Source organism: Bacillus sp. JJ1474, assembly GCF_036965225.1.
Taxonomy (GTDB): domain Bacteria; phylum Bacillota; class Bacilli; order Bacillales; family Cytobacillaceae; genus Cytobacillus.
Map to the genome: position 1 here is coordinate 1 of NZ_JBALPC010000164.1, position 6,690 is coordinate 6,690.

Sequence of the window (6,690 nt, forward strand, 5' to 3'; positions counted from 1 at the left end):
CTTAAAGAATTGGTGAAAAAAAATATTATTCCCAACACTTGTGCCTATCAAACATTAAAAAACAAAAGAAAATATAACATGGTCATTGACTATTTCAATGGTAAAAAGGCTATCGTGTCTTCCACTCCCGTTTTTGATGAGAATAATGAAATTTTTTGTGTAGTATCAAATGTAAGAGACATAACAGAATTAAAAAATTTGCAAGAAAAACTTGAAGAAGCAAACCGAAGAAATAACGAATATCAAAGACTGTTATATCAAAATGAACAGCTTCTTTTTGATTCTAATCTTGTTTATCAAAGTAAAAAAATGAAAAACTTAATTTCACTGGCTTTTAGGTTTGCAAAAAACGAATCACCCATCTTACTATTGGGTGAATCAGGAGTCGGAAAAGACGTCATAGCTCAATACATCCATAAAATGAGTCAAAGAACCGGGGACTTTGTGAGAGTAAATTGCGGTGCTATTCCAGCACATTTGCTAGAGTCAGAACTTTTTGGACATGAAAAGGGAGCTTTTACTGGGGCAGGTAACACTAAGGTAGGACTGTTTGAATTGGCTAAAGGAGGAACCATTTTTCTTGATGAAATTGGAGATATGCCATATGAATTACAAGTTAAAATATTAAACGTTTTACAGGATAAAAAAATCAGGAAAATTGGCGGCACTAAAACACAGTATATAGATATGCGAGTTATTGCAGCTACTAACCTTGATCTACAATCGATGATTGAGCGTAAAGAATTTAGAAAAGACCTGTACTATCGTTTAAATGTTTTATCTATAACAATACCTCCTCTTCGAGAGAGAAAGGAGGACATCATTGCACTGACTCTTTATTTTTTTAATAATCTTGAAAAAAAATATAAGGAAAAAAAGCATATTGAAAAAAACGTCTTAGAATGGCTTCTTGCCTATCATTGGCCAGGAAATGTACGTGAGTTAAACAATGTTGTAGAACGAATGTACCATATGAGTGAAACAAAGATCATTACATTGGATAACCTTCCACAATCTATACAGGATCAGTGTATTCATCACCAAAAACATTTTAGGAGCTTAAATCAAATTGAGCCAAATCTCCCCTTAAAAGAAGCAGTTGCCATTTTTGAAAGGAATTATATTTCAGATGCAATTAAGACATCCCCAACCTTAAAAGAATGTGCAAACAAGTTAGAAATTGGGATATCCACTTTAATGAGGAAAAAAAGTAATCATGGAATTGTCCTTGAAAAGGAAACCGATAAAAACTAGAATAATCTAATCATTGTTAAATGAAGTCCTTTATTTAACAATGATTCCTCCCCTTTCACAGTAAGCAGACTTTTTCACACCCATAGTCAGTCTCCTGCACGTATACGAGGAGTGTACTAAATGAGACCACCATCGTAGTTAAGAAGTTTATGCCTATGACCTTTCTGGTAACAGAAGGTCATAGGCATAAAAGTGAGAGTGTATTCATTTGATTCTTGTTATTTTTCAAGAGGGATGGGTGCAATCCAACAAGATAACTTAAGTACCACGAAGAATTCCCCATATTTATTAGTTAGAAGATCACTTCAGGATCCCTGCTTTGAAAATTTCACCCGTGCCCAGTCATCCAGTCTTTTTACATGTTTTTTTCCAATAGTAAAGCCATACAGAATCAGCAGCAAAATGATTAGCGTAAATAAATCCACTTTGTTTGTGAAAATGAAATTAATAATTCCCATTAGTACTTGGGGAATTACACCTGTAATGGGCAACTAAAACTGCGGCAACCTTGAACCAGAAGTCTGATTTTAAGCCGTATCTAGCATATAGGAGGAAAAAGATTGAAGCCTATGCCAGCACCTCAAGGGTCCCTAAGATGATCCATTTATTTTCAACTAGAACATTCAAGGTTCCACAACCTCATCTTTTTAGGATTTTTCCTCTAAATTTTGTTGCCCAAAAAGTCGTAAATTACATAGACAATTTAGGATCATCATTAGTTGTAAAATCCGTAAGATCCTCGGCCGTTTCGGTAACCATAACTGGGAGTTTTTTCGCGAAAAATTTGCCTGCAAACATATAAAGCAATGAAGTAGAAGCTAAGGAAACAAAGTAATTATAATCCAAGAACATTAAGCCAATTACTATACCTATTAAATAACATGATAAGGATACGGGATTGATTCCATGCCAGTAGGAATATTTCCCCTTGCTGTTAAATAGATCCCCAAGACTGTATTTTCTTTTTCTGAAGTAGAAATAATCTACTACTATGATTCCCAGCGCAGGGCCACCCGCAGCACCGAATACAGCTAAAAACACGTCTAAAATTGGCCCAAACTTCCACGGCTGTAAAACAAACGCAAGCACGCCCACAATTACGGTGGCAGTCTTGAAATTAATCTTTTTAGGGGCAAGGGCGCATATTACATACACTGAAGGGAACAGATTTGCAGCAGTATTTGTTGACAATTGTGCTACGAATACAAACAAGGCAAATATTGCAATTACAAGATTATTCCCTCCGGCTACTAAATCCGTAAGGTACGGCAGCACTTCTGAACCTGTCATGCCGGGTACTAAAACTACTGTAATAATGCCAATCATTGTAAAAAACATAAATGCTGGCGCAGACCAAATAATGTAGGAAAACAAGTGTGCTCTTCCGGATTTTTTCATGTTGCCATTTTTTATCTTACAGTCCTTAGTAAAATCGTTAAATCCCATAGCAACTGCCGCATAGCCACCTAAACAAACACCAAAACCATAAAGCCAGCTTTTACTTGTTCCCCCTGTACGGCCAAGGTCCCAAACATCAATCAAAGTCACATTATGAGTTTTCATCAATACATAAAACATAATAATACCAATTACGATCATCAGTGGTGCCGCAAAAGTCGTAAATCGTTCAATCCCTTTGGCACCGGATATGGTTACTAATATGAGCAGTAATGCATTAATAATTATGGCAACTACCATATTATTAAACCCAAATACTGCCGTCATAAACATGTTTACTGCAGTTGCGCCTATAAAACCGTTTAACCCTACAAAAATAATCGCAGGCATTGCTCGCACAAGTCCCACAATCTTCCCTCCGAGCGGTCCTGCTACCGCTGTTATGGTTGTGGCGAAGGAAACGCCATATTTCAGTCCAATCTCCTGTGTGGCAAAACAGGCTAAACACACTAGCAACTGACCAATCAGATTAATCCAGACAAGTTCTCCAATTGTATAATACTGTACCAAAGGGGTCATAACTAAAAAGCTTGTCACCTGCACCGCGATTCCGAACCAAATCATACCGATTCCAAATGGACCGATCGTTCTTTTGGAATACTCCACTGGAGCCAACGATTCACTATAGAGGTCATGTTCAGATTTTGCCTGAAAATCTATCATTCTATTCCCCTCCCAAATTGTTTTCGAAAAAACATCATATTACCGTTGCCTCCAGAGTATGAGTCCTTGATGTCAGTCTAGCATTGTTACACAAACATCAAGGACTTTACGCGCACCTATACATTAACTGCCTAGTTCTCCCTTTCCCACCTTGTAAATTCCATATTTACAGATTCTACTAGATTCTGACAGATCTCTTTCCATAGCACTTCGCCCTTGTCCTTAGTTGCTAGAGATGCCTTCCATAGTACACCGCTCTCTGCCGTTATTCTTTTTGGTATAGGCAGCATGTCGTAAAATGGATAGTATTCCGCTTTATCATCTTTTGCCTTCGAAAAATCGACTAACTCCGGTGCCACATACATCATCACAGATGTTTCAAAAATTGAAGCATGCTCAATCCCCCACCCAGGAAATTGTCCCTCAAATACATACTCCATTGTCTCAGGCTTTAAATCACTAAAAGGAGTTTCTATAATAAGCAACTTTAAATCGGGATAATCATTTTTTCTATCCTCGTACACATTGTAAGCAGCGTCATAGATAAAATTGGAATTCTCAAAATGCCAATTAAAAAGGACTATTTTTCTAAAGCCCGTTCTGATAAATTCCTTAACAACGTCCATAATTACTGCAGTTAAGGTTGACCCACTAACTGAAGTTGTTCCTGGGAAGGTCTGCCCACCACCAGTGCAGGGACGAGAGCGAAATCCATAAGTCACAGTAGGTGCAACGATCAAGTTTGTTTCCTTTGCCACGTCAAGAGCCATTCTCTCCGAAAGAAGTGCATCAGTACATAGAGGCATATGTGGGCCATGCTGTTCCGTTGCACCTATTGGTAGAATTACTCCACATCCATTATCAACAGCATCCCTAACCTCCATCCAAGTCATTTGAGACATTAATCTTTTACTCATTGACCACACTCCCTTTCTACTTTTAGTTACACAAAAAAGCAGGCAAAGACTTCCTCGTCTTTAACTGATGATGGCAACTAGGACAAGTTGATCGCAGTGCCACAATCATAACGAAGTTTCGAATAATTATAACAATTGCATACTCTACTCCATAAGCGATTTTGTTCACCCTTAAAACCATTGATTAGAATAAATGTAAGCGCTGTCAAAAATTGGTTTCCGCTCTCATGCTTGGTTGATGTAAGCTTTAACCAACGCAATCGCTGTTCCTGTTGTTTATGGTCAAGTGAGTTCAAATCGCTTATATAGCATGTATACTCGCTTTGTGATGAGACAGAACATTTTTTTGATCTTCTTATTCCCTATGCGTCCTATCTTAAGGAACAAACAAGTAAATATAAAAAGGACATCAAAAACGTAATAATGTGGACCTATAATTTTTTTGGATAGGGAGATTAGGAGAAAGTGGAAATTGTTATGTTCTTTTTTGGAGATTGTGGCAAACGAGACATCAAAATCTCTCAGTCTTCATAAATTTATTCTTAGAGGATAATAATCCGCTTTACGAGGAGGCTATATATGAAAATATGGCGTTTAGGTCATGCGATGTATGTATTGAAAAGCAAATTAGGAAAAAATTATCTGATTGATCCGTTTTTCGATATGAATCCTGGATTTGCAAAGGAGTTAGACCATGCTGATTTTTACAAATCAATAGATGCTGTTTTTTTAACTCATGGCCATTTAGATCATACGAGTGGTTTATCTAAATTTATTCAATATAAACCAGATATCATGATTGTTGCACAGTATGATTTAGCCATGATTCTTCTTCAAAAGGGAATGAAAAATGTTTTTCCGATTAATTTCGGCGGGAGCGCTTCGCTAGATGATGTACATGTAACAATGGTTCAGGCCTTACATACATCATCCTATGGCGAAACGGAGGGATTACCTGTGTATGCTGGGGAGGCAGCTGGCTATATATTTGATTTTAAAGATGATTATACCGTTTATCACTCTGGAGATACTGGTTTAATGCTTGATATGAAGCTGATACAAGATTTCTATCAGCCTGATATCGCCATCCTCTCATCATCTGGTCAACTTACAATGGGACCGAAAGAGGCTGCTTATGCTATTCAGCATTTATTAGATGTGAAATACGTTATCCCAAGCCATAACTTTCCAACCGAAAAGACCGCAACCAATTTAGACTCTTATACAAAGCTAACAAAGATTTTTCCAATTGTAGGGTATATGATGGATACTGGCAGAGAGTTAGCAGAATTATTAAAAGACTATTCAAAGACTAAAGTAATTGAACTTTCTTTTGGAGAAGAAAGAGAGTTTACGAAGGAAAACGTTATTGATTAAGAATAGGAGCCTAAACTTCAAACAAATAGTTTAGGCTCTTTTCTTTAGAATTAGTTAACATATCGGTACATGCTTAAAATTTAATAATATTTATTATTTAAAAAATCTAGGATACGTCTCATTCTAATGAGGAAGAAATATATGAAACCATTTCTCTTGCTGCATAGGAAACATACTTATTTTTCTTAAAAATAATTCCTAACTTCCAAATTATAGGTGGATTATCGATAGGAATAGCTTTAATGATACTTTGATCTACTTTTTTTGCAACGGATTGAGGAAAAATCGAGATACCTAGATTCTGGCCCACCATCTCCGTGATGAAATCCCAATAGATACTCTGATATGAAACATTGGGTTGAAATCCTACTTGTAAACACTCCTGAATAATTTGCTGATAGAGAGTAGAATCATCTGGAAAAAGGACAAATGATTCATCTTTTACCTCCAGTAAAGAAACCTTCTCTCTAGTAGCGAGAGGGTGAGAAGAATGAACAAATAACATCATCTCCTCTTCTATAAATGGTATAACATCAAATTCATCCTCTACGGGTAATGCAGCTACACCTAAATCTAGTATTCCCTCATTTACAGCTTGCTTTATTTTTATTACATGATTTTCTACTAATTGTATCGAAATATCGGGATACAATTCTCGAAAGCCTTTTATGATTTTGGGAAAAAATAAAAATCCTATGAGAGGAGGAACCCCAATTTTTAACTTTCCTTTTTTCAAATTCATCATATCGTTTAAAAGCGAAGATAAATCATCATGCAATCCTAAAATCTTTTGTCCTTCCTCAAATACAATTTCTCCAGCAACGGTTAACTCAATTTTCTTCGCTGAACGATCAATAAGTTCAACTTTTAACTCATCTTCTAGGTTTCGGACCATTTTGCTAATGGTTGGTTGAGATAAGCATAGAACTTGAGCTGCTCGTGTAAAGCTTTTTTGCTTTGCCACTTCTATAAAATAGTACAATTGCTTAGTATCCATTTTTGACCCCTCTATAGATATATT

At 36.4% G+C, this 6,690-nt stretch carries 5 protein-coding genes; 2 read left to right on the forward strand and 3 right to left on the reverse strand.

Going from position 1 to position 6,690, the window contains the following annotated elements; all coding sequences use genetic code 11:
• Positions 1-1,254: sigma-54 interaction domain-containing protein (locus V7164_RS18610; protein ID WP_335354857.1), on the forward strand; the 1,254-nt coding region annotated here is incomplete at its 5' end.
• Between the two features lie 690 nt (positions 1,255-1,944).
• On the opposite strand, the gene V7164_RS18615 is transcribed toward V7164_RS18610, so the two are convergent.
• Both V7164_RS18615 and V7164_RS18620 read right to left on the reverse strand, forming a co-directional pair.
• The gene (locus tag V7164_RS18615) at positions 1,945-3,375 is read right to left on the reverse strand and encodes a cytosine permease (protein WP_335354858.1); all 1,431 of its coding nucleotides are present in this window, start codon (positions 3,373-3,375) and stop codon (positions 1,945-1,947) included.
• Positions 3,376-3,506: 131 nt separating this feature from the next.
• Positions 3,507-4,292: a creatininase gene (locus tag V7164_RS18620; protein ID WP_335354859.1), complete on the reverse strand. Its 786-nt coding sequence runs from the start codon at positions 4,290-4,292 to the stop codon at positions 3,507-3,509.
• A 579-nt stretch (positions 4,293-4,871) separates the two neighbouring features.
• Between V7164_RS18620 and V7164_RS18625 the strand changes: the two genes are divergently transcribed.
• Positions 4,872-5,669, forward strand: a complete 798-nt coding sequence (locus V7164_RS18625) for a metal-dependent hydrolase (RefSeq protein WP_335354860.1) — start codon at positions 4,872-4,874, stop codon at positions 5,667-5,669.
• Between the two features lie 118 nt (positions 5,670-5,787).
• Here the strand turns inward: V7164_RS18625 and V7164_RS18630 are convergent, their stop codons facing one another.
• Positions 5,788-6,666, reverse strand: a complete 879-nt coding sequence (locus tag V7164_RS18630) for a LysR family transcriptional regulator (RefSeq protein ID WP_335354861.1) — start codon at positions 6,664-6,666, stop codon at positions 5,788-5,790.
• Between the last annotated feature and the right edge of the window lie 24 nt (positions 6,667-6,690).

Excerpts from the sequence above, each read along its gene's own strand:
- V7164_RS18615 (WP_335354858.1), bottom strand. The coding sequence starts at position 3,375 with ATGATAGATTTTCAGGCAAAATCTGAACATGACCTCTATAGTGAATCG.
- V7164_RS18620 (WP_335354859.1), bottom strand. The coding sequence starts at position 4,292 with ATGAGTAAAAGATTAATGTCTCAAATGACTTGGATGGAGGTTAGGGAT.
- V7164_RS18630 (WP_335354861.1), bottom strand. The coding sequence starts at position 6,666 with ATGGATACTAAGCAATTGTACTATTTTATAGAAGTGGCAAAGCAAAAA.
- V7164_RS18625 (WP_335354860.1), top strand. The coding sequence starts at position 4,872 with ATGAAAATATGGCGTTTAGGTCATGCGATGTATGTATTGAAAAGCAAA.